The sequence below is a fragment of the Mycobacterium sp. SM1 genome, assembly GCF_018361265.1.
Classification (GTDB): domain Bacteria; phylum Actinomycetota; class Actinomycetes; order Mycobacteriales; family Mycobacteriaceae; genus Mycobacterium.
Genome location: NZ_JAFLNH010000001.1, coordinates 2,061,446 through 2,082,748 on the forward strand (window position 1 = coordinate 2,061,446; position 21,303 = coordinate 2,082,748).

Below are 21,303 nucleotides of genomic sequence, written 5' to 3' on the forward strand. Positions count from 1 at the left end.
ACTCATGCCCCAGCCGAGGAACGCCACCGCCAACCGGGTGAACCAGGCAAGGCACGAACACGACAACCTCCCGCCCACAGCATCCGCGCCCGCCCCGCGGGACAGCGGCAGACACGCCGAAGATCACCCGCATATCCAAACCAGCTGACCCACGCCGAGGTCATGTTCTGCAGGTCGGAGAGGGTGCGGATCGGGCCGGTGCGAAACGGGGAGCCTGGGCGTAGGCACTCGGTTTTGTAGAGCCCGATCGTGGTTTCGCAGAGCGCGTTGTCCAGGGCGTCGCCGACGGTACCGATCGACGGTATCAGCCCCTCAAGCATCAGCGTCTCACCGTAATGTATTGCGGTGTACTGGCTTCCGGCGTCGCTATGATGGATCGTGTCGTTGAACGGATAGCCTTGACGGGCGCGGAACGCCGCGGCGTGGCGCAGGGCGCGCTCGACGAAGCCGGTGTCTTTGGTCATCGAGCACTCCCAGCCGGGGATCAGCCCGGCGTAGGCGTCGACGACGAACGCGGTGTAGCCGAACCCGCCGGTGTCGAGCGCGACGTAGGTGAAGTCAGCTACCTCCAGTAGGTTGGGTGCGGCAACGCGCCACCGCCGGCCCACCAGGTCCGGCGCTCGGGCCGCGGCCGAGTCGCGCTCGGTGGTACGCGGCGGGCGGCGAGCACGGGTGACACCCCGCCAACCGTTGCGGCGCATGATCCGTTCCACCGTGCGCCGGGCCACCGGGATGCCCTGCCGCTGCAGATGCGCCCACATCTTCAGGCTGCCGTAGAGGCTCTCCGGTGGGCGTTTCCCGTCGGCGTCAGGCTCGTAGTAGCCGGCCAGGATCTCGGTGATCGTGGTGTCCCACAGGGCCCGTTTCGACGGCGCCGACGAGCGGTGCGCCCAGTAGGTGCGCGGGGCGATCGCCACGCCCTGGATACCCAGGGCGCGGCAGATCGGTACGACCCCGAATTCCTTACGATGTTCGTCGATGAACGCACAGATCAGCGGTGTAGCGGGTCGCACTCCCGCGCGAAGAAACTCGTTGCGGCCTTGAGTATTTCGATAGTTATCTGAGGCCCTAAGGAGACTGTCCACGATGTAGACGACATGCCGTCTGGGGTACCGGGAAATGCGTTGTGGACTGGTTATCTTCGGTGTCTGTGACGTGTCCTGGGCTGCGGATGCAGCCGGTGGTGATGCCGTTCGGTGATCCGCAGTCGTGGACGCTGGTCGATCGCGATTCGGTGGTGGTGGAGCCGGTCGAGGGATTCTTGGCGCATCTGCACGCCATCGAGCGCTCACCCAACTGGGTGAAGGCCTACGCCCATGATTTGCGGGATTGGTTCGAGTTCCTCGATCAGCGCGGCGTGGTGTGGTCGCGGGTGCGGCTGGACGACGTGGGCTGGTTCGTGGCCTGGCTGCGGTTGCCAGCGTCGGCGCGGGTAGGGGATGTCGCGGTGTTGCCGAGCGCGGAGAGCGTGTGCTCGGAGGCGACGGTGAACCGGAAGCTGTCGGCGATCTCGGCGTTTTATGAGTTCCATCAGCGTCACGGCGTGGATCTGGGGGATCTGCTGACGACCTGGCAGCGGCGCACGGCGCATGGTGGGTCGTGGCGACCGTTGCTGGCGCACCTGGGGTCTCGGCCAGAACGTGCCAGGCGGATTCGGTTGCGCGCCGAGCGGCGCATCGTAGACACGTTGGGCGCGGAACAGGTCGCGGCGATCGTGGCGGCCTGTGATCGGCTGCGGGATCGGTTCCTGTTTTCCCTGCTGGCTTCCTCCGGGCTGCGGGTTGGTGAGGCATTGGGGTTGCGCCACAGCGACGTCGACGCCGCGGCTCGGCTGGTGTCGGTGGTGCCGCGGGTGAATACGAACCGGGCTCGAGCCAAGGGCGGAGGTCGGCAGGTGCCGGTGCCAGCCACGGTGATCCGGCTGTATGCGGATTACCTGCACGGAGAGTACGGCGAGTTGGACAGCGACTAGGCCTTAAATAAGCGAGTCGCTGCCAGCGGATTGCAGGATTGTGCGGGAACTCGATTTGGTTTGGCGGTCGGGCGGTGTCTGGGGCGTCGATGACTGTTTTCGGATGGGTGAGCGGTCGTCGATTGGCTGGATTATTGCTTCTGCGTGGGTTGTTCGGGTGTGAGGGCATGCGGGGACGCCGCGAGGTGCGCTGGTTTGGACAACGGAGACAGGGCTGGCGTGCTGTGGGGTGCGGCAGGGCCGTAGGCGAGTGGCGGGTGTGGGTGTCAGCCGAAGCGAGTGCGCTCAATGGTGTTGTAGGCGCTGAAGAATCGGTCCAGGCTGGGGTGGTAGCCGATGATCCGGACGGTAATGGCACGGGCGCGGCGGATGATCATGGCGGGGATGAGGATCACCTGGGTGCAAAAGCGGCGGAACTCCATGTTGATCCAGTCGCGCCGGTCGGCCTTGTGGTGCAGCATCATCGCAAACCAGGACTTGATGTTCCAGGCCAGGGCGGCGATGACCATGTGGGCCCAGTTGGAGACCAGGTCATAAAGCGGCACCCGCAGCGCGTTGACACCGTTTTTCAGCTGCTCGATGACGTTTTCCTGGTCGCAGCGGTCGTTGGCGCAGGCCACGACCTGCGCGGGGGTCAGATCGGTGCGGGTGGTGATGTAGAAGAAGTAGCGGACCTCGTCGATGAGCGCCTGCTCACCGCGGGTCTTGCTGATGTTCTTGCGCAGCGCGATCACCCGGTAGGGTCGGCCACACTTGCCGGGCTGGTAGGTGAACTCGGCGACATCCTCGCCGTTGAGTTCAAGGTTGACATAGCCGCGTTCAGCGACGATGCGCCGCTTGTGGTTGGGCTCGCGCCGGCGCTGCTGCCCGCTGCGCGGCGGCGCGGCTGCGGGCCGCTGCAGCGGTGTCCAGCAGGCCTCGGCCAGCGCCTCGGCGCGCGAGCGCAGCGCGGCACTGGCGTCCATGCCGAACACGAAGTCGACCTGCTTGGCCCATCGGTCGAAGTGCGCGGTCAACGAGAAGTCGGTGTCCCCGCGCAGTGGACGCCGCAGGTGGCTGGCACACCGGCGGCGGTGTGCGCCATCCCGGGGTGCGCGTTGTGGGCCGAACTGGACGCCGGCTGGTGTCATTCCCACCACAGGCGGTGGCGGGGCCGTGGTCGCCCGTCGACGGCGGAGTTCATCGCCTACTGCGCCAGCTACGGCGAGGACCGCTTCGACTTGCTGGCGTTGGCGCCGCAGTTGCGGCTGGAGATCGGCTACGCGCTGCAATGCCGGGTCGATGCGAACCGGACCCGCACCACGCCGCGATCGATTAAGCCGCTGCTGGACCACTTGTCGGCAACCGGGGCCGAGTCACTGCTGGTGCGTCCGCTCGATGACTGGCTGGCCGGGCTGCCGGCAGCGGCCGCGCTGCACACGCCGCGCGCGTTCCTCGCCTATGCGATCGAGTGCCTGCTCGACCTGCGCGACGGGACCGGCTGGGACAGCGAATACCAGCGTGACGTGTGGCGGCCGCGGCGGCTGGGTGTTTCCGGTCATGACGGGGCACGCCTGGATTTCACCGCGGTGCAACCACCGTGGTTGCGAGAGCTGGTCAAGCGGTGGTGTCGCTGGCGAATGTCGTGCGGGGTCGGGCTGGGGCAGCTGCGCCGGGACCGCATTGCGCTGGTGCGGTTGTCGCGGCTGACCCCGGGATTGGTGAGCTCGCCCGGCCCGAATGTGCTCGACCGGGCGGCGTTGGAGGCCTATCTGGCCCGACTCGCGGTCGAAATCCCGCACCCGAAGACCCGCAGCACCGACATCGGCTGCGTGACGGGGTTTCTTTATGCCGTCCGCCAGCACCGGTGGGCATCGCTGCCGGCTGAGGCGCAGCTGTATCCCAGCGACCCTCCCCGCCGCGACGAGACGCCGGCACCGCGGGCGATTCCTGAGTTCGTCATGGCCCAGCTGGAAAACGTCGCCAATCTCGACCGGATCGCTGACCCGCGGATCCGGCTGCTGGTAGAGGTCCTTATCCGCACGGGACTGCGCATCGGCGACGCCACCCGGCTTCAGATGGACTGTCTGGTGCGCGACCCGCGGGGCGCGGTGTATTTGCGCTACCGCAATCACAAGCTGCGCCGCGAGGCGGTGGTGCCCATCGACGACGAACTGGCCACCATGATCCAGGAGCAGCAGGCGCGCACCCGGCAGCGGTTCCCGACCACTGGCGTGCTGTTGCCGCGCAGCAGCGCCAACCCCGACGGCCACCTGCCCATTCCGACCGCGACGTTCCACATTCAGCTCGGGCAGTGGCTCGAAAAGTGCGGCGTTACAGACGAACTCGGTCAGAAAGTGCATGTGACCGCTCACCAGTTCCGGCACACCGCGGCCACTCGGTGGATCGACCATGACGTGCCGCAAGAAGTGGTCCGACGGCTGCTTCACCACACCAGCCACACCATGACGGCTGTCTATGCCCGCTTGGCCGACAGCACCATTCGCGAGCAGTGGGAACGCGCCCAGAAGGTCAACATCCGTGGTGAGCCCGTCGACACCATGCTCGACGGACCGCTCGCCGATGCCGAGTGGATGAAACAGAACCTTGCCCGCGCGAAAATCGCGCTGCCCACCGGCTATTGCGGCCTGCCGCTACAGAAATCGTGTCCGCATGCCAACGCATGCCTGACTTGCCCACTGTTCGTCACGACCGCCGAATTCCTGCCCCAGCACCGCAAACAGCTCGACGACACCCGCGCGCTGATCACCCGCGCCGAGGCCGACGGCCATACCCGCCTGGCCGAGATGAACCGCACGCTCGAAACCAACCTGCTCACCATCATCACCGCCCTGGAAGCCGACCAACACGACTGCCGGTGCGCCGCGCCGGACAGCGGAACATGTTGCGGGAAGGACTCCTCCGATGCGCCGTGACAACAGCCACCACCTCATCGCCGCTGCCCAACGCCGTCGCGCCGACACCCTCCAACGCGCTCGACAAGCCCTACAGGAACTCGACGAAACCGGCCAGCGACACACCATCACGCAGATCGCCGCCCACGCTGGCGTCTCCCGCTCATGGCTGTATGCCCAACCCGAACTGCGCGACCAACTCCGCCGATTGACCACCATATCGGAGACGACGTCGTCGGCACCTGCCCGGATCGAACCCGGTTCCGACGCCTCGCTGCGCCAACGCCTCACACTCGCACACGAACGCATTCGCGAACTCGACGACGAAACCCGCCAACTGCGCAACCAGATCGCACGCCTGCACGGACAACTCCGCGCCAACCGCATCGCCGCCACCCGCGTAACGGACACCGTCCACGACACAAACGCCCAGCTCACGACGCTAAACAGTCGACCCAGCCCAAGATAACGATAGCCTGCTCAAGCTCCCGGTTCTTCTTACGCAGCTCACGCAGCTCGCGGATTTCCTCGGTGGCGACCCCCGCTGCTTCACCGGCGTCGATCTCGGCTTGACGCACCCACTTGCGTAGCGTCTCGCTATGCATCCCCAGCCGGCCGGAGATCGCCTTGAGCGCCGCCCACTCTGAGTCGTAGTCGTCGCGGTGTTCGCGCACCAACCGCACGGCCCTGGCCTTGGTGTTCTCGTCGTACTTGCTCGGCATCGCGCCATCCTTCCCAACAAAGGAAGTGCGCATAAAACCGGGGACGGTTCGGTCCGCGTGCCCAGTTCCGGGCGGGAGCGCGGTCATAAACGTCGTCGCGCAAAACGCCCGTGCAACTCGTCGCGGCCAGGATGCCCGGAATGGGTTCGGCCCAGTCGGCGAACTTGTCCTGCAGGTAGTCGAACTCGCCTTGGGTGGTGGCGAGTCCCCGATACTGAGTCCACCCGGTTCTAGAGTCGGGTTTTGTTGTTCTGGATTCAGTTGATTTCGCAGGCCACAGGGGTGTGGGTGTGGCTGCATCGGGCAGCGTACTCGGCCGGGGTGAGGTAGCCCAGTGCGGAGTGACGGTGCCGGTGATTATGTTCGTGCTTGAAGTCGCCGATGACTACTCGGGCCTCCAGCAGGTTGGTCCAGTGGTTGCGGTTGAGGCACTCCTTCCTGAGCCTGCTGTTGAACGATTCGATGTAGGCGTTGTCCCACGGCGCGCCGGGTGGAATGTAGGACAATCCGACTGTGCCGTCACAAAACTGTTGCAGCGCTTGTGAAATCATCTCCGGGCCGTTGTCCATGCGCAGCACCAGCGGCGGTCCACCGGCGGTGGCGAACACCCGCTCGAGTTCATCGACGAGACGCTCGCCGGTGATCGAGCGCTCCACGATGTTCAGCAGCGATTCGCGGGTGTGCTCGTCGACCATCGACGCGATCTTGACGGCCTTGCCGTCGATGGTGGAGTCGAACTGAAAATCCAGCGCCCACACGACCTTGGGTGCGTCCGCGACGACCTGCGGCGCCGACGACACCCCCGCGCGCTTACGCGGCGAATGCGCCCGCCGCTGCAGTCCTTCCTCACGCCACAGCCGGTGGACCTTCTTTTTGTTGACCTCACGGCCCTCATCGTGGCGCAACGCCGCCCAGGCGCGCCGAAACCCATGGCACGGATGTTTGGTGGCATAGGCGCGCAGCCAGGCCCACAGATCGGCATCCGGGTCGGCCGGGGTCTGCGCGACCGGAGTGCGCCGGTAGGTAGAACGAGCCAGCCCAGCCGCCTTGCACGCCAACCGCTCCGACATGCTCAACACCTCTTTGAGCATGTCCACGGCGCGACGCTTGGCGGCCGGGCTCAGAATTTTCCCTTCGCAACCTCCCGCAACGCATCCTTTTCCAACTCCGCCTCGGCCAGCAGCCGCTTCAACCTCGCGTTCTGCTCCCGCAACGCCTTGAGCTGCCTGGCGGCATTGATATCCATCCCGCCATAGGTGCGCCGCCAGTTATACAGCGTCGCCGGCGACACCTCCAGCTCGGCGGCGATCTCCTCACCGGTCTTGCCTGCCGCCCCCAGCTCATCCGCACGGCGCAGCTTGCGCACGATGTCCTCCGCGGAATGCCGCTTCCGACCAGCCATGCCTGGATTTTTCATCGAATGTGGGGCTCGGGGGTGTCGCTAACGTGAAAGGTGCACTACCGCAAGGATAATCGGAGTGTTCGAGGCTCGGTTATCCAGGATGGGAGTGCACCTGTCAGATGCAGGATACTACGGGTTGGTCGAAGAATGTCCGAGTTGAGGTCCGTGGCGACGACGTGGTCGGGCACGCCGGTAACGTGATACCCCGGTTGCTGGCCGACAATCTGGGTTTGACCAGCGGTTTGTCGTCGGTGCTGTCGCGCGCAGAAGTCACCCACGACCGAGGCGCGGTGTTGCGCGATGTGGCGGTATCGATCGCGGGCGGCGCACAGAACCTGGCCGGCACCGCGGTGCTGCGCGATCAGCACCGGTTGTTTGAGGCGGTGGCGTCGGTTCCGACGATGTGGCGGTCCCTGGGCGAGATCGACAAGCAGAGCATCACCGAGGTCACGGCCGTGCGCAACAAGGTCCGCTCTCGGGTGTGGGAGGCGATCGAGGCCCGCCACGGTGCGATCCCGGCTTCGCAGACCTGCTCTGGGGACCTCGGGGACACGATCGTGATCCGCATCGACGCCTCGCTGATTTAGTCGCACAGCGATAAGCAGCACGCCGCAGGCAATGTCAAAGGCGGGTTTGGCTTTCACCCGCTGTTGGCGTGGTGTGACAACACCGGCGAACTGCTGGCGGTGATCGCCCGTCCCGGCAACGCCGGCTCGAACACCGCGGCCGATCATATCGCGATCATCGACGCCGCGATCGCGGCGATCCCGGCCACGTGGCGCCGCAAGTTGCTGGTCACCATCGACGGCGCGGGTTCAAGCCACGCCGTCGTCGAACACCTGGAGAAACTCAATGCCCGGCCGGGGATGTCGGTGGGCTACTCGGTCGGATTCGACCTCGATGAGCGGGTCCGGGTCGCGATCGGCCAGATGCCCGATGCGGGATGGCAAGCCGCGCTGGATGCCACCGGGGCGGCCCGCGACGACGCCCAGGTCGCCGAGTTGACCGGGCTGCTGCGCCACAGCACCGGAGGGGATCAGCTGGTCGGCTGGCCGGCCGGCATGCGCGTCCTGGTGCGGCGCGAAGAAATCGAACACGGCACCCAGTTGTCATTGTTCGAGCAGCTGGCCGGCTACCGCTACCAGGTCCTCGCCACCTCGACTGCCGTGGACAACCCCAGCGACTAGAAGCCCGCCACCGCGTCCACGCCCGGGTGGAGGGCTTCATCCGCACCGGCAAAGACACCGGCCTGGCCCGCTGGCCCTCACACTCGTTCGCCATCAACACCGCTTGGGTCACCGCCGTCGCGATCGCCATCGACCTGCTGTGCTGGATGCCACTGCTACTGCTGGACGGCCCACTGGCCAAAGCCGAACCCGCCACCCTGCGCTACCGGCTGCTGCACGCCGCGGCCCGGCTGATCAAAAGATCCCGCTACCTGATCCTGCGGATCCCCCAAACCTGGCCCTGGGCAAAAGAATTCGCCGACGCCCTCAACAGGGTCCGCGCCATACCCTGACCCACAGGCCCCTGTGCCCGCTCGACCCCAAAAAAGGAGTAACCACCCCCGGGATAAAGGACCCGGCGTCACCGCACGACACGCGGCGCCGCCGCCTACCCCCAACCTCAAAACCTCGACAAAGCTGCCACCCCGCAGACCGCCACAGCAGAACCCGGGCCACCGTGAAATTCTGAGGCATGTGTTTCATCGTCCCTTCCAGCCCCATCCACGGGGGCCACAGGACTCTAAAACAAGGCGGACTCATTCACCGGGAACATCCCAGGTGGTGAGCAACTGCCTTCGGGCGCGCGTTGGGTCGAGAACCAATACGTCGAATTCGGCCCCACCGGGACATGACCAAATTCGACGCCAGGCCCTAACGTCTCGCCGGCCAGCTGCGGATCTAGGGCATAGTGGGCGATACCCCGCCGGGCGGTGTAGCCGGCATAACGGCGGTTCAGCGGACCATTAAGGTGGCGCGCCACTACCGAATGGGTATCATCCGTGGCCGCTGCCGCCGTAGTTTCGGGTTATATCGGGCCGGCGTTTGACGCGGAACGGTTCCAGCGGGTTGTGGTGCGCACGTTTGCGCGCCCACATGGCCACTGCTGCTGCACCGGATTGACCGGTGGCCCGCGCAGGAGCATCTGCTATCAAGGGCAGCACCGGAACTCCACCGCGATTACATGCGCGCATCGGCTGGCACCTGTCACCGCTCGCGGAGCCTGGTCCGCATAGCGCCGCCAGCGGCCCGAATTCGCTCACAGTCTTCACTATCTGGGTGCCATGCGGATGGCGCCGTCGAGACGGATGACCTCGCCGTTGAGCATCGGGTTCTCGATAATGTGCACAGCCAGCGCGGCGTACTCGTCGGGTCTGCCCAGCCGGCTAGGGTGCGGCACCTGTTTGCCCAGCGACTCCTTGGCTGGCTCGGGAAGGCTGGCCAGCAGCGGGGTGTCGAACAGGCCCGGCGCTATCGTCATGACCCGGATGCCTTTGCTGGCCAGGTCCCGAGCGATCGGAAGTGTCATACCGACCACCCCGCCCTTGGACGCCGAGTAGGCGGCCTGGCCGATTTGGCCGTCGAACGCTGCCACCGAAGCGGTGTTGATGATGACACCGCGCTCCTCTCCGTCCGGGCCGACCGGTTCGGTCTTGGCGATCCGCTGGGCGCCGAGCCGCAGCACGTTGAACGTGCCGATCAGATTGACGTCGACGATCTTGCGGAACGCGTCGAGCGGGAACACGCCGTCCTTGCTCAGAACGCGAATGGCGTTGCCGGTGCCGGCGCAGTTCACTACAATCCGCAGCGGGCCCAGCGATTCGGCGATATCGAGGGCGCCGTTCACCGCTTTCTCGTCGGTGACATCGGCGGACGTGAACCGCGTCCGGTCGCCGAGTTCGCGGACCACGTCAGAGCCCTTGAGGTCCAACACGACGACTTGAGCGCCGGCGTCCAGCAGTCGCCGGGTGGTAGCCAGGCCGAGGCCCGACGCGCCACCGGTGACGAGTGCTACGCTATCTTCGATCTCCACTCGGAACTTTCCTTTCCGTCGTGGCCCGCTCCGATAGTGGTGCCAACCTATTGATTGGTCCGGAGCTGTAGCCAGTCGGTTATGGTTTCGGTGTAGGCGGCGGGGTCTCCTGGTGGCTTGGGTGGATCGGGGGCGGTTCGCGAAAACCGCGGCGCCGGCATCGGCTCCAATCCGCCATCATCCCGATAGAAAGTGTTGCGCTGCACGACGTGTGATTCGGTCAGAACCTCGCCGAACGCCAGCACCGGGGTGACACAGGCGTCGGAGTTGGCGAACACCTTGGCCCAATGATCGCGATCTTTCGAGCCGATGACCTCGGCGAGTCGAGCCCGCAGCTCCGGCCAACGGGCGCGGTCGTTTTGCCCGGGCAGGCCGGCACCGTCTAGGCCGAGCCCAGCCAGCATGGCAGCGTAAAACTGCGGCTCGATCGCTCCCACAGCGAGGTAGCGGCCGTCAGCGCATTCGTAGGTGTCATAGTACGGGGCGCCCCCGTCGAGCAGGTTGGTTCCGCGCTCGTCAGTCCACATCTCGACGGCCCGCATCGACCACATCATTTGCGCCAGCACCGACGACCCGTCGATCATCGCGGCGTCGACGACCTGCCCTTTGCCTGACGTCTGCCGCTCCCACAGCGCAGCCAAGATTCCCACCAGTAAAAACATTGAGCCGCCGCCGAAATCGCCGATCAGGTTCAGTGGCGGCACCGGGCGTTCCCCTCTGCGGCCGATCGCGTGCAGCACTCCGTTGAGCGAAATGTAGTTGATGTCGTGGCCGGCCTGACGGCTGCGCTGACCGGTTTGACCCCAGCCGGTCATCCGGCCGTAGATCAGTCGCTCGTTGACCAGGGCACAGTCGTCGGGACCCAGGCCCAGCCGTTCGGTGACGCCCGGCCGGTAGCCCTCAATCAGCACGTCGGCCCTCGCGACGAGTCGCAGCACCAGGTCACGCCCCTGGTCGGATTTGAGGTCGACGATGACGAGCCGTCGGTTGCGCAGCATGGCGTCGCTAACCACGCCGCCTGCCGCGCCGGGCCGTTCAATACGCACGACGTCGGCGCCGAGGTCACCAAGGATCATTGCGGCGTGCGTGCCCGGGCCGATCCCGGCCAGCTCGATCACCCGCAGCCCGACCAACGGCCCCGCCACTACCGACCTCCTAACTGTAGCTGCGCGCAGCGGATCGCCCACTGCCTTTTACGCAGGCGGCTTCGACCTCGCTGTATCCGCAGCGGCACCAAGCCCGGCGAGTTGCAGCGTTTCCGAAGGGCCGCTACCAATTTCACGGCAATAAACACCTTGCACTCCGTACAGCGGAAACGACGATCAACGCAACAGCCATCCGCGTAACTTGCGATTTCAACAATCCCTCCCATCACCATGAGGGATGACCGGTCAGGTACACCTCAATCGCCGCTTAGAGATAATCAGTCCAAAGAAACTATGTGTTTAGTGAAGGTGTCTTGCTCGGTTGGAGGTGTTTGCATGATGAGCGGACCGTAACGCTGCTGGAGTTCGGTGACGATCTCGGCGAAGGGAAGATCGTGGTACCAGCCGTGGTCGTGAAGGTATTCCATGTACTGGTGACCTTCGCTGTCATAGGCGTGTAGGAGCGCGTCGTGTTCCCCGTCGAAGTCGATTGGGGGCACGCTGAATCGGCGGCACAGTTCGGCGTTGAAGGCCGGTGTTGCCTTGACCCAGCGGTCGTTGACGAATAGTTCGCTGTAACCATGGTAGACGAACAGGTCGCTGCCGCCCATTCGGACCCGCAGTGTGGTGGTTTGTAGGTGGTTGCGCACGTCGGCGAAACCCAGTCGTGCTGGGATAGCCGCGGCGCGGGCTGCTGCGGTGAGCAGGACCGCCTTGGGAACACAGTAGGCGCGTGTCGCAGTCGCGACGTAGCTAGCCCGGTAGTGGTCGGGATTGTCATCGATACTGTAGGGGTCGTACCAGATGTTGTCGCGGACAGCGAGAAAAATGCGTTGGGCTCGTGTCACCGGATCGCGGCTGTTGCCGATCGCTTTATCGGTGAAGCGCTGAACATTGTCGTGCTGCCAGTCTAGGAATTCCGTGGTTCCCAGGAAGCTCGGATCGGGATCAATCGATGTGTTAGTCACAGAGGGCCTTTCGTGAGCAATTGTCAATACCTGTGGATCAAGATTTTTCAGGCGGCCTCCTCCCGGGTCTCGTCAGCGATCGGTTCGTCGGGGCGCTCGACGAGCTTGCCGTTCTCGAACCTCGCGCCAGCACGGACGAGGGCGACCAAGTGGGGTGCGTTCACCGCGCGCCAGCGTGACTGGGCGGCCTCGATCAGCTTGTAGGCCATGGCGATTCCGGCTGCGCGCGAACCCGGCCCCTTGGTGATCTTGCTGCGGTTGCGCACGGTGGCGAAGGTCGACTCGATCGGATTTGTCGTGCGCAAATCTACCCAATGTTCGGCCGGGAAGTCGTAGAAGGCCAGCAGTTGATCGAGGTCGTCGGTGATCTTGGCGACCGCTGTCGAGCACTTGGCGCCGTAGGCCGCCTCGAAGTTTTTCACCGCGCCCAGCGCGTGACGTTTGTCTTGGGCGTTCCAGATCTCCGCCAAGGCTTTCTTCGCCCCGGGATGCGCCGACTTCGGGAGCGCAGCAATAACATTCGCAATCTTATGGAACCAACAGCGCTGCTCTTTGGTCTCGGGGAAGGCTTCGCGCAGCGCGCCCCAGAACCCCGGCGCGCCGTCGCCGATCGCCAGCACCGCTGCCCGCATGCCGCGCCGTTTGGCATCGCGCAGCAGATCCGCCCACGACTCGGCCGACTCACGGTAGCCGTCGGCGAGCGCGACCAGCTCCTTGCGGCCATCCGCGCGCACCCCGATCAGCACCAAAAGGCCCTCCAAGCGCACATTGACGTGGATGCCATCAGCCCAGAGGTAGACGTAGTCCACGTTCGACAGGTCGCGGGCCGCGAACGCGTTCTGCTCGGCCTGCCAGGTCTGGGTCAACGTGGTGATCGTCGCCGCCGACAGGCCCTTGGTCGAGCCGAGGAACTGCCCGCGCGCCGGCCTGAAATCCTGGCTGGACAGCCCGTGCAGACACAGCAGCGGCAACACCTCGGTGACCTGCGGGGTCTTGCGCGCCCATGGCGGCAAGATCGCCGACGAGAACCGCACCCGCTCACCGGTTTGCGGGTCGACACGGCGGTCGTTGACCCGCGGCGCCACCACCTTGATCACCCCCGCGGCGATGGTCACCTCCCGCGGCTCGTGATACCCGTTGCGGACCACCAACCGATACCCGTTCTCGTCGCGCTCATCGGCGAACCGCGCGCAGTAGGCGGCCACCTCGGCCCGCAACGCCGCCGCCAGCATCCGCTGTGCGCCCTCGCGCACGATCTCATCGATCCCCGAGGACACCGGGCCCGCCAACGCGACCGGCACAGCCGAGCCATCACCGACGCCGGCCTCAGGGACTACATTGAGCATGGGTCGTACCTTCCCGGCCGACGCACCTAACGCCGGCCTAGCTTGGAACCTTCACTGACCACTCGGGAAGGTACGCCCCTTCCCGAGCAGATCCACAGATTTCAAGCATTGCTTCCTTTCGTTATCAAACATGGCTGCTGGTTTGTTACGGATGACGCGGGCGCAGCCGAGGACGTTGAGCCTTTGGCTTCGGGAATCTTTTCGGTCAGACCGGCTATCGACGATGTTGCGTTCCCGCAATGGGGCGACAGTGGCTTTAGCGGCGATAGCGCATGTCGTCGCGCGCCGCCCCGGCGGTCTTGGATGTGGCCGCATCATCGAGGAGGAGCATTGTCCTCTGGAAACGGCCTTCCCGATAAACACCCCGAGTTGGAAGAGTGCCGCTGCGAGGACATCGTCTTTGAGACGATCGCGCCAGAAGCGTAGATCGTACGTGAACACCTGAACGCCGGTTGAAGCGGCGGTCGCCAGTTCGGCATCCTCGAAACTCAGGTATGGCGGCCTGCAGGCGCCACGCGAAGCGCCACCGTGCTCGCGGCGGCGGAGTGCCAGCCGGTTGCAGCCAGTTTCAGGGCATTCTGTAGCCACTCGGACAGGTAAAAAATACACTATCTGACCCACAACGTTCGCCATTGCGAGGTTGGATATTTGGCTGCCGGCGGCAGCCCTACGGGACGACATAAACCAAGAGCCCATTCCTTTGGATCCGACCTTTGGACCCGACCGCCATGACCGGATCCGTCGTGTCAGGAAGCCAATTGCCTTGCCATGTGGTACTGCCACAACGAGTCCCTGCGTGCGCAACCACTGTTGATGCGTCATCAGTTCCGTGAGCAACGGGCTATCTTTGTCCCAGTGGATATAAACCCTGGGTTGGGATCGAACGCCCCGACGTCGGGGTGTACGACACCGCTAACAAATTTTCTCAAGTCGACGCACACGCGGCTAAGTGGCGCAACACTGGCTCGAAGGCACAAGCTGCAAAGCCATCGTCGGGCAGGATTCGACAGCCTCTTCAGCGAGGGGGAGTTCGGTTTCATCAAGCACATCTACAAGTACTTGGCGCGTCCCATCTTCAGCCAGCCCAAAGATGTTGGGGGCGATGGATTCGCATACCCCGTGAAGGGAGCATTTCGATTTATCCACTATAATTCTCACGAGTGTCTCCTTGTTTCGCATCATACAGGAACAGTTACCTGTCAAGCGTGTGGCTATCGTTGGTCCACCTTTATGGCCGATCCTGCGCAAAGGGGTTGGCGTCAGGATCCCACTCGACTAAGACATGGCGGGGACCCCCACGGAAGCTGACGTTGGGATTGAATTCCCACTTCTGATTTTCGACGAGCCTCAGGTGCGGCAGCCGGCGAGTCGTCTCCTCGAGGAAGACCCGCAGCTCCATGCGCGCCAAGGGAGCCCCAAGACAGGTGTGCTTTCCGAATCCGAAGGCGAGGTGACGATTCGCATTCGGGCGGCTGATGTCGAATTCTTCGGAGTTGTCGCCGAATACCTCCTCGTCGTGATTGGCCGAGCCCAGTACGATGAGAGCTTTGCCGTTCTCGGGGATGCTCACGCCGCCCACCTCCATAGGCTTTAGTGCTCGCCGGTGCCAGGCCACAAGTGACGGGCTTTGCCGCAAGGTCTCTTCCACCGCTTTGGGAATGAGTTCGGGTTGGCGGCAGACCGCCTCCCATTGAGGGCGGTTTTCCAGCAGATGGCGGAACATGCTGGCAGCCGCTGATGTGGTGGTCTCGTGTCCGGCGAACATGAAGTTGATCATGTAGCTGTAAGGCATGATGTCCGGGAAGAGTTCGGGCTCCTCCTGGTTGAATTTCACAAACTCGCTGGCCAAGTCATTCCCTGGATTGGCACGTTGACGGGCGATATGATGTTCGCAGAATTCCGCAAACCGATTTACTTCCTGAGCGATTTTGTTCTGCTGTTGCTCATCTGGTCTGCCCCACGAGAAAACGGCACGTTCAGCGCTGAACTCCTTGACATAGTGGGCGTCTGCTTCCGGGATTCCCATGAATGTAAAAAGCACTCTTACTGGTAGTTCCCAGACGAAATCGTCGACGAGATCCGCTCGACCTTTCTTCACGAATTTGCTTATGTATTCGTTGACCGATGTGCGGATCTGGGGTTCCAGCGCAGCCAACGCTTTCGGCGAAAAGGATGGCATCAACCTCTTTCGGCGTAGTGTGTGCTGGGGTCCGTCTTCGTTGACTAAAGTCGGTCCGGTGAGGTATTGGATGGCGCTTCCCTGGGCGAACTCCGCCATTGTGGATTCATAAAGCGGCGTTACCAACTCCGTCACGATATCTGCTGACCACGACTCGGTATCGGTTAAAATATTTTTGATGTCGCTATAGCGAGTCACCACGTAGCGGTCGATCTCTGGGCTATAGAAAACGGGCTCCTCATGTCGGGCCCGGTGAAACCAAGGGTATGGATCTGCTACGTATGCTGGGTCAAACGGATCGAACTCGGCGCCGAGGCCGGTTATGGGACATGCGGAACCGGCTTTGGCTGCGACGTTTGATGCGACGTCGTTGCTGGTCATGCGTCAACCCTCCTAGGAGTAGATGTCTCGGTTGTGTCTATTGGCGGGTGTGCTTAAACAGCTATAGCGACATGACTGCTCGCAATACTCTTCCGTCGAGCAAGTCTCGGTAACCGTCGTTGATCTCGTCCAGGTTGTAGCGCTTAGTCACCAAATTGTCGAGTTTGATCTTGCCGTGGCGGTATAAGTCAAGGAATCGCGGGATATCTGCTCTGGGATTAGCTGATCCATAAAGTGATCCTCGCAGTTGTTTTTCGTAAAGCACAAGATCGATTGCGTTGAGCGAGACTTCGTTCTCCATGGCGTTGTGCAGATTCGTTACGACGACGCGCCCGCGCTTACCTGCCATGGCCAAACTCAACCCGACCTGTTTTCCTGTGCCAAGCCCCGCTGTGTTCACAACGACGTCGGCCATCCTCCCCTTGGTCAGATCTTGCAGAAGGTTTGTCGCCTCTTCGGACGTGGAAACGGCGTGTGTCGCTCCGAAGGCTCGCGCCTGCTCACGTTTGAATGGCACTGGATCGACCGCCACAATGAATTCGGCTCCGGCGGACACAGCACCTTGGATGGCGTTAATGCCGACGCCGCCTATGCCGACCACGACTGCGGTATCTCCGGCCTTTAGCTCGCCGGTCATCACCATCGAGCCCCATCCGGTGATGACGCCACAACCGACCAGGCAAGCGATATCCAGGGGAATGTCGGTGTCAATCTTGACCAAGTTGGCCTCGTTGACGACCGTGTGTTCGGCGAAGGCGCCCAATAGGAGCAGGATGCGAAGATCCACGCCGCCGCGTGCGTGGTGACGTGATGTTCCGTCAGACAGCTGATAGCCCTCAGCCATGTACATCCCTTGTTCGCAAAGGTTCTGCATTCCTCGTGAACAGCACCGGCATCGCCCACAGGCTGGGGTGAAGCTGAAGACAACGTGATCGCCGGGCGCGAGCCCGTTAACGTCGGGCCCGACTTCCTCGACTACACCCGCGCCTTCGTGGCCCCCAATGATCGGAAGCGGCCAGGGCAAGTCGCCAGACCGAATGTGCTCATCGGAGTGGCACAGCCCGCTACCTACGATCTTTACGAGGGCTTCGCCAGACTTGGGTGGGTCGAGATCGATCTCCTCGACACTCCAGTCTTTTTCGCGGTCCCAAAGGACGGCTGCGCGAGTCTTCATGTGGTTCACCCATCTTTCGACTGAACTTGCTGTTTGCAGTTTGATTCAACGCACGTAAATTGATTTGGGTTGCTGGTAGTTGGCCAGCCCTTCGGGGCCGAGTTCGCGTCCTATGCCGCTCGACTTGACGCCGCCGAATGGCGCGACCGGGTCGGGCAAGTAGGTGTTTATGCCGAATGTCCCCGTTTGTACGCGGCGCGCTATGTCGAGCGCTTTGTCCTTGTCCCGCGTCCAAACGGTGCCAGCCAATCCATACTCGGAGTCATTTGCCATGGCGACCGCCTCGTTGATGTCGTCGTAGGGAATAACGGTCACGACGGGGCCAAAGATCTCTTCTCGCGCAATGGTCATGTGATTGTTGACGTCGGCGAAAATCGTTGGTTCCACGAACCAGCCGCGATCATGCCCGCCGCGCCCACCACCAGTGGTCACTCTGGCACCCTCGGCCTCGCCTTTTCTGATGTACCTCTCCACACGTTCGCGGTGAGCTTCGGACACCATTGGTCCGATCATTGTCTTGTCGTCCAGCGCATCTCCCACGATTGCTGATGACGCCATGTCTGTCAGCACATCGATCACTTTTTGGTAGTGGCTGCGGGGTGCGAGAATGCGGCTGCTGATAAAGCATGTCTGGCCGTTATTCATCATGGTCGCCGCGAACAGGTCGGCTGTGATTGCAGCGAGATCGGCGTCATCGAGTAAAATAGCGGCCGATTTGCCGCCCAGTTCGAGGGTGACCGGGCGCAGCAGGCGTCCACATACTTCGCCAATTGAGCGCCCCGCCGGGGTCGAACCGGTGAATGCCACCTTGTCGATGCCAGGGTGGCTGACTAGATAAGCGCCGATTTCGTGACCACCGGGTACGAAATTCACGACTCCAGGTGGCAAAATTTCGTGCTGTTCGAGAATGTCGGCGAGGAGAGACCCGTCAAGAACCGTCTCGGGGGATGGCTTGACGATGACGCTGCAGCCAGCGGCTAATGCCGGAGCCAGTTTGGTGAACAGGAGTGTCTGCGGATAGTTCCAGGGCACAACGGCCGCCACAACACCGATGGGTTCACGTCGGATAACCACGTCGTCGACAAGGATTCCTTGCCGATGCTCCTCGACGGGCTGCTCGCGTACGAGCGCGCTGTAGTATTTCAACAGCGCGCCAGGAAAGCCGCCTTCTATCTGACGGGCGGTCGAGATAGGCATTCCGTTTTGAGCACTGACAAGGGTGGCGAATTCCTCGCCATGATCGCCGATGACGGCCGCCAGGGCGGTCAGCGCGTCGGCGCGCCGAGACGGTTCCCATGCGGCCCACCCGTTGGGGTCGCAGAACGCGGCTCGGGCTGCGTCCACCGCGGCGTCGACGTCTGCCTCAGCCGCGGCCGCGACATTTCCGATGGTTTGCTCCGTGCTAGCCGACTTGACTGTGATCATTGCCGAGGTCGCTGGAGTAACGTTACGACCGCCTATGAATAAGGTGTCGCGCTCGATGAACTCCGATACCGTCATGTTTACGACCCTTCCTAATGCTTTCTGGCTATCGCTTGACTCGATGAGGTCGTTGGTTTTTCGGGGCAGGGTGCAGCTCCGAACTCCAGGTAGATGGCTGGTCTGTTCGACGGGAAGAGACTTTTGCGGTGAACGAGTTCGCTAACGCCCTGGCGGCGTCTCCGCCGTAGGCACGGCCCGCATGACGCTTCACTGCGGCGCCGGTTTCGCCTGTAAGTGGTCCGCCCTGACGCACTATCACCTCGCTGTGAGTTCAACCCGCGGCGGCAAGTAGCAGGGCACCCAGATGGTCTTCACTAGCGCGGAATGAGACGTCCCTTCCGCGGAGGTTGGTGAAGGCGCCTTCCTCCAGGCCGTCGGATTATTTCTAACGATTAGACAGTAGAAATCACCGCGGGTCAAGGGGTGATGTTGACTCAGCCAAAATGCTCGCGTAGCTCCCTTCGTTGCCTCGTTTGAGAGTGCGCGCGTGCGGCACATTCCCGGCGGCTGACGCCTGCCTGGTTAGGCCCGGATGATGGGGCCGTTCCACCGGATCCGGGCGCCTATCAGGCGCGATGTATCGAGGATTACCAGTCGTCACAGGCCGCACGGGGGTTCAGCACGCTGATCATCGACAACGGCGCGTCGCCCCTGGAGCGGTTCTTGGCCGCGTGCGAGCGACCCGCGTGGGAGGTGACCTGCGAAGACATCGACCGCGTCGTGGGCGAGTTGGCTGAGGTCGGGATGGCGGCATCGACGCGGCGGGGCTACGTGTCGATATTCAAGGGGTTCTTCACGTTCTTGTTAGCGCGCAAGGCCGGTGAGATCGAGGCGCTGTTCGGGGTGCGGTTGGTCGACCCGATCGATGAGTTCAACGCCGTCCGCCACGTCGGCACCGATTCCCCGGAGGTCGCGCCGCCGACCTCGCAACGGATGGACGCTTTCTTTGCGTTCCTGCGGGAGCGGATCACCACGGCACGGGTGTTCGCCGCGGCCGGCTGCGACTACGCGCTGTTTCGCACGCTCTATCACGCGGGCTAGCGGGCCGAGGAGGCGGTGATGCACGATGCCGCTGACTTACACTTCGACCGCGGCCCGTTCGGTAAGATCCTCGTACGATATGGCAAGGCCGCCAAGGGTTCCGGGCAGTGGCAGCGGTGGGTGCCGATGCTAGATGGGCTGCATCTGACCCTGAAGTGGTATTTGGTCGACGTGCGGTCCCGAGTCGCAGCCGGGGCGGTGACTGTTTTCTGACCAGTCCGGCGACCGGCTGCACCGCGGCAGTGTGCGCAACCGGCTGGCGCACTTACTCGATCTCGAGGATGTGCTGGCGGCTGGGCGATTCAGTCCGCACGCGATGCGGCGGGCCTGCGCCTACCCACAACTATGCGCGCAGCATGGATCTTGCTGCGATACGACAGCTTTTAGGGAACTGGCAGGTTGGAACCACAATGGGCTATTGGGCTACGTGTGCCCATCGGCCACCTTTAGGACGCCTACCGCCGTGCCGTGTCAGCCACCCTGTTTGTGCTTGGTGAAGAGGAGCCACGATGAAAGCCACCTGGCGGCTGCGGGTGGTCGGCGCGCGACGCGCGGTCTGGACCGGCGCGCAGTTGCGTCGGTTGTTGGCCGAGTGTCGACCGTCACATAATTCCCCAGGGGTTGCCGTCACGGAATTCCCCAGGTGCGGGCCTCGATGGTAGGTCTTGCCGTGCCCGCGGTGGTGTTGTCTAGCCGGTGTTGCGTCCGGGCCGTTTACGGGGCCGGTAGCTGGGTCCATCCATGAGGATCTGGTGGCTGGTGTTGACGATGCGGTCAAGTAGTGATTCGGCGACGACGGGGTTAGGAAACAGGCCGTACCAGTCGCTCGGGGCACGGTTGGAGGTCAGTATCAGCGGCTTGCCGCTGACTGCGCGCTCGCTGATCAGCTCGTAGAGGTCGTCGGCGTGCATGGTGGTGTGCTCGCGCATAGCCCAGTCGTCGCAGATGAGCACGAGGGGTTTGGTGTATTCGCGGGTACGTTTGCCCCAGCTGCGGTCGGCGTGCCCGCCGGCTAAATCGGAGAGCATGCGGGAGGTTTTGACGAAGCGGACGTCTCCGCCACGCCGAGCGACGGCGTGCCCGAGTGCTTGTGCCACGTGGGTTTTCCCTACGCCGACGGGTCCGTAGAGGATGACCGATTCGCCGGCGTCGAGCCAGCGCAGTGCGGCCAGGTCGCGTAGCATCGCGGCCGGCAGTTTCGGGTTGGCGGAAAAGTCGAAGCATTCAAACGTTGCTTGTTCCTCGAATTTCGCCCGTCTTAATCGTCTTGTGAGAGCAGCGGATTCGCGGCGGGCGATCTCGTCCTCGCATAGCATTTGGAGGAGTTCCAGGTGGCCGATCTCGCCTGAGCGGGTCTGGGTGAGCCGGGCGTCGAGGGTGTCGAGCATGCCGGACAGTTTCAGGGTGCGCAGCGCGGGGTCGCAGATACCCATTGCGTGGTCTCCTGTGCGTCCAGTAGTGAAAGGTGGTTGATCATGTAATGGTTGGCGGCTGATTCGTAAGCTCGTCGTCGCTTGCCGGTGAAAGTCCGGTCCGGGTAGCTGTCAGGAGGCCCGGTAGC

The 21,303-nt window shown here is 63.3% G+C and carries 17 protein-coding genes, 4 pseudogenes and 1 other annotated feature; of the genes and pseudogenes, 7 read left to right on the forward strand and 14 right to left on the reverse strand.

Annotated features, from left to right (window positions below; genetic code table 11):
- Nucleotides 1-2: 2 nt before the first annotated feature.
- Nucleotides 3-1,063: pseudogene (locus MSM1_RS09480) on the reverse strand (IS3 family transposase); the annotation flags it as partial.
- Nucleotides 903-1,034: a sequence feature (AL1L pseudoknot), on the reverse strand. (Overlaps the previous pseudogene by 132 nt.)
- Nucleotides 1,064-1,150: 87 nt before the next feature.
- On the opposite strand from MSM1_RS09480, the gene MSM1_RS09485 reads away from it, so the two are divergent.
- A complete protein-coding gene (locus tag MSM1_RS09485) occupies nucleotides 1,151-1,972 on the forward strand; it encodes a site-specific integrase (RefSeq protein WP_307857317.1) in 822 nt (273 codons plus the stop codon).
- 266 nt (nucleotides 1,973-2,238) lie between these two features.
- Here MSM1_RS09485 and MSM1_RS09490 read toward each other — a convergent pair whose 3' ends face one another.
- A complete protein-coding gene (locus MSM1_RS09490) occupies nucleotides 2,239-2,988 on the reverse strand; it encodes a transposase (RefSeq protein ID WP_213441192.1) in 750 nt (249 codons plus the stop codon).
- Nucleotides 2,989-3,024: 36 nt separating this feature from the next.
- Between MSM1_RS09490 and MSM1_RS09495 the strand changes: the two genes are divergently transcribed.
- Together MSM1_RS09495 and MSM1_RS09500 are read left to right on the forward strand one after the other, a co-directional pair.
- Nucleotides 3,025-4,887 carry a site-specific integrase gene (locus MSM1_RS09495; RefSeq protein ID WP_307857318.1) on the forward strand — a complete coding sequence of 621 codons (1,863 nt, stop codon included), beginning with the start codon at nucleotides 3,025-3,027 and terminating at the stop codon, nucleotides 4,885-4,887.
- Nucleotides 4,877-5,335, forward strand: coding sequence for a DUF6262 family protein (locus tag MSM1_RS09500; RefSeq protein WP_213441193.1), 459 nt, complete (start codon nucleotides 4,877-4,879; stop codon nucleotides 5,333-5,335). Before MSM1_RS09495 ends, MSM1_RS09500 begins: the two co-directional genes overlap by 11 nt.
- Here the strand turns inward: MSM1_RS09500 and MSM1_RS09505 are convergent.
- Both MSM1_RS09505 and MSM1_RS09510 read right to left on the reverse strand, forming a co-directional pair.
- Nucleotides 5,328-5,588: pseudogene (locus MSM1_RS09505) on the reverse strand (transposase); the annotation flags it as partial. The gene MSM1_RS09500 and the pseudogene MSM1_RS09505 overlap by 8 nt on opposite strands.
- A gap of 257 nt (nucleotides 5,589-5,845) precedes the next feature.
- Nucleotides 5,846-6,990 (reverse strand): IS3 family transposase gene (locus MSM1_RS09510; protein WP_213441194.1). Its coding sequence is split into 2 segments (ribosomal slippage): nucleotides 5,846-6,723 and nucleotides 6,723-6,990, totalling 1,146 coding nucleotides; the frame shifts between segments, so codons are not numbered across the junction.
- Between the two features lie 119 nt (nucleotides 6,991-7,109).
- Here MSM1_RS09510 and MSM1_RS09515 point away from each other — a divergent pair.
- Together MSM1_RS09515 and MSM1_RS22700 are read left to right on the forward strand one after the other, a co-directional pair.
- Nucleotides 7,110-8,177 (forward strand): annotated as a pseudogene (locus tag MSM1_RS09515) (transposase).
- A 26-nt stretch (nucleotides 8,178-8,203) separates the two neighbouring features.
- Complete coding sequence (locus MSM1_RS22700; protein ID WP_307857319.1) at nucleotides 8,204-8,509, forward strand: transposase; 306 nt, start codon at nucleotides 8,204-8,206, stop codon at nucleotides 8,507-8,509.
- A gap of 260 nt (nucleotides 8,510-8,769) precedes the next feature.
- Here the strand turns inward: MSM1_RS22700 and MSM1_RS21765 are convergent.
- From MSM1_RS21765 to MSM1_RS09555, 9 genes and pseudogenes are all read right to left on the reverse strand, one after another.
- A pseudogene (locus tag MSM1_RS21765) lies at nucleotides 8,770-8,988 on the reverse strand (FAD-binding monooxygenase); the annotation flags it as partial.
- A gap of 276 nt (nucleotides 8,989-9,264) precedes the next feature.
- Nucleotides 9,265-10,026 (reverse strand): 3-hydroxyacyl-CoA dehydrogenase, encoded by a 762-nt coding sequence (locus tag MSM1_RS09520; protein ID WP_213441195.1) that lies wholly within the window; start codon nucleotides 10,024-10,026, stop codon nucleotides 9,265-9,267.
- Between the two features lie 47 nt (nucleotides 10,027-10,073).
- Complete coding sequence (locus MSM1_RS09525) at nucleotides 10,074-11,171, reverse strand: CaiB/BaiF CoA-transferase family protein (protein ID WP_213441196.1); 1,098 nt, start codon at nucleotides 11,169-11,171, stop codon at nucleotides 10,074-10,076.
- A 278-nt stretch (nucleotides 11,172-11,449) separates the two neighbouring features.
- Nucleotides 11,450-12,139, reverse strand: coding sequence for a transglutaminase domain-containing protein (locus tag MSM1_RS09530; protein WP_307857320.1), 690 nt, complete (start codon nucleotides 12,137-12,139; stop codon nucleotides 11,450-11,452).
- Nucleotides 12,140-12,186: 47 nt separating this feature from the next.
- Nucleotides 12,187-13,485: an IS256 family transposase gene (locus tag MSM1_RS09535; protein ID WP_213441197.1), complete on the reverse strand. Its 1,299-nt coding sequence runs from the start codon at nucleotides 13,483-13,485 to the stop codon at nucleotides 12,187-12,189.
- Between the two features lie 945 nt (nucleotides 13,486-14,430).
- Nucleotides 14,431-14,667: a ferredoxin gene (locus MSM1_RS22940; protein WP_374101674.1), complete on the reverse strand. Its 237-nt coding sequence runs from the start codon at nucleotides 14,665-14,667 to the stop codon at nucleotides 14,431-14,433.
- Nucleotides 14,668-14,713: 46 nt separating this feature from the next.
- Complete coding sequence (locus MSM1_RS09545) at nucleotides 14,714-16,045, reverse strand: cytochrome P450 (RefSeq protein WP_213441199.1); 1,332 nt, start codon at nucleotides 16,043-16,045, stop codon at nucleotides 14,714-14,716.
- 61 nt (nucleotides 16,046-16,106) lie between these two features.
- Nucleotides 16,107-17,219: an NDMA-dependent alcohol dehydrogenase gene (locus MSM1_RS09550; protein ID WP_213441200.1), complete on the reverse strand. Its 1,113-nt coding sequence runs from the start codon at nucleotides 17,217-17,219 to the stop codon at nucleotides 16,107-16,109.
- Nucleotides 17,220-17,264: 45 nt separating this feature from the next.
- Complete coding sequence (locus MSM1_RS09555; protein ID WP_213441201.1) at nucleotides 17,265-18,719, reverse strand: aldehyde dehydrogenase; 1,455 nt, start codon at nucleotides 18,717-18,719, stop codon at nucleotides 17,265-17,267.
- A gap of 645 nt (nucleotides 18,720-19,364) precedes the next feature.
- Between MSM1_RS09555 and MSM1_RS21770 the strand changes: the two genes are divergently transcribed.
- Together MSM1_RS21770 and MSM1_RS21775 are read left to right on the forward strand one after the other, a co-directional pair.
- Complete coding sequence (locus tag MSM1_RS21770; protein WP_236054840.1) at nucleotides 19,365-19,742, forward strand: hypothetical protein; 378 nt, start codon at nucleotides 19,365-19,367, stop codon at nucleotides 19,740-19,742.
- 18 nt (nucleotides 19,743-19,760) lie between these two features.
- Entirely contained in the window at nucleotides 19,761-19,955 is a 195-nt protein-coding gene (locus MSM1_RS21775; RefSeq protein ID WP_236054842.1) for a hypothetical protein, read from the forward strand.
- A 476-nt stretch (nucleotides 19,956-20,431) separates the two neighbouring features.
- Here MSM1_RS21775 and istB read toward each other — a convergent pair whose 3' ends face one another.
- On the reverse strand, nucleotides 20,432-21,175 hold the full coding sequence (gene istB / locus MSM1_RS09565) for an IS21-like element helper ATPase IstB (RefSeq protein ID WP_213441202.1): 744 nt from the start codon (nucleotides 21,173-21,175) through the stop codon (nucleotides 20,432-20,434).
- Between the last annotated feature and the right edge of the window lie 128 nt (nucleotides 21,176-21,303).

Bases quoted from the DNA above. Each gene is read 5' to 3' on its own strand.
- MSM1_RS09500 (WP_213441193.1), top strand. From the start codon at position 4,877: ATGCGCCGTGACAACAGCCACCACCTCATCGCCGCTGCCCAACGCCGT.
- MSM1_RS09535 (WP_213441197.1), bottom strand. From the start codon at position 13,485: ATGCTCAATGTAGTCCCTGAGGCCGGCGTCGGTGATGGCTCGGCTGTG.
- MSM1_RS22940 (WP_374101674.1), bottom strand. From the start codon at position 14,667: ATGATGCGAAACAAGGAGACACTCGTGAGAATTATAGTGGATAAATCG.
- MSM1_RS09545 (WP_213441199.1), bottom strand. From the start codon at position 16,045: ATGACCAGCAACGACGTCGCATCAAACGTCGCAGCCAAAGCCGGTTCC.
- MSM1_RS09550 (WP_213441200.1), bottom strand. From the start codon at position 17,219: ATGAAGACTCGCGCAGCCGTCCTTTGGGACCGCGAAAAAGACTGGAGT.
- MSM1_RS09555 (WP_213441201.1), bottom strand. From the start codon at position 18,719: ATGACGGTATCGGAGTTCATCGAGCGCGACACCTTATTCATAGGCGGT.
- MSM1_RS21775 (WP_236054842.1), top strand. From the start codon at position 19,761: ATGCACGATGCCGCTGACTTACACTTCGACCGCGGCCCGTTCGGTAAG.
- istB (WP_213441202.1), bottom strand. From the start codon at position 21,175: ATGGGTATCTGCGACCCCGCGCTGCGCACCCTGAAACTGTCCGGCATG.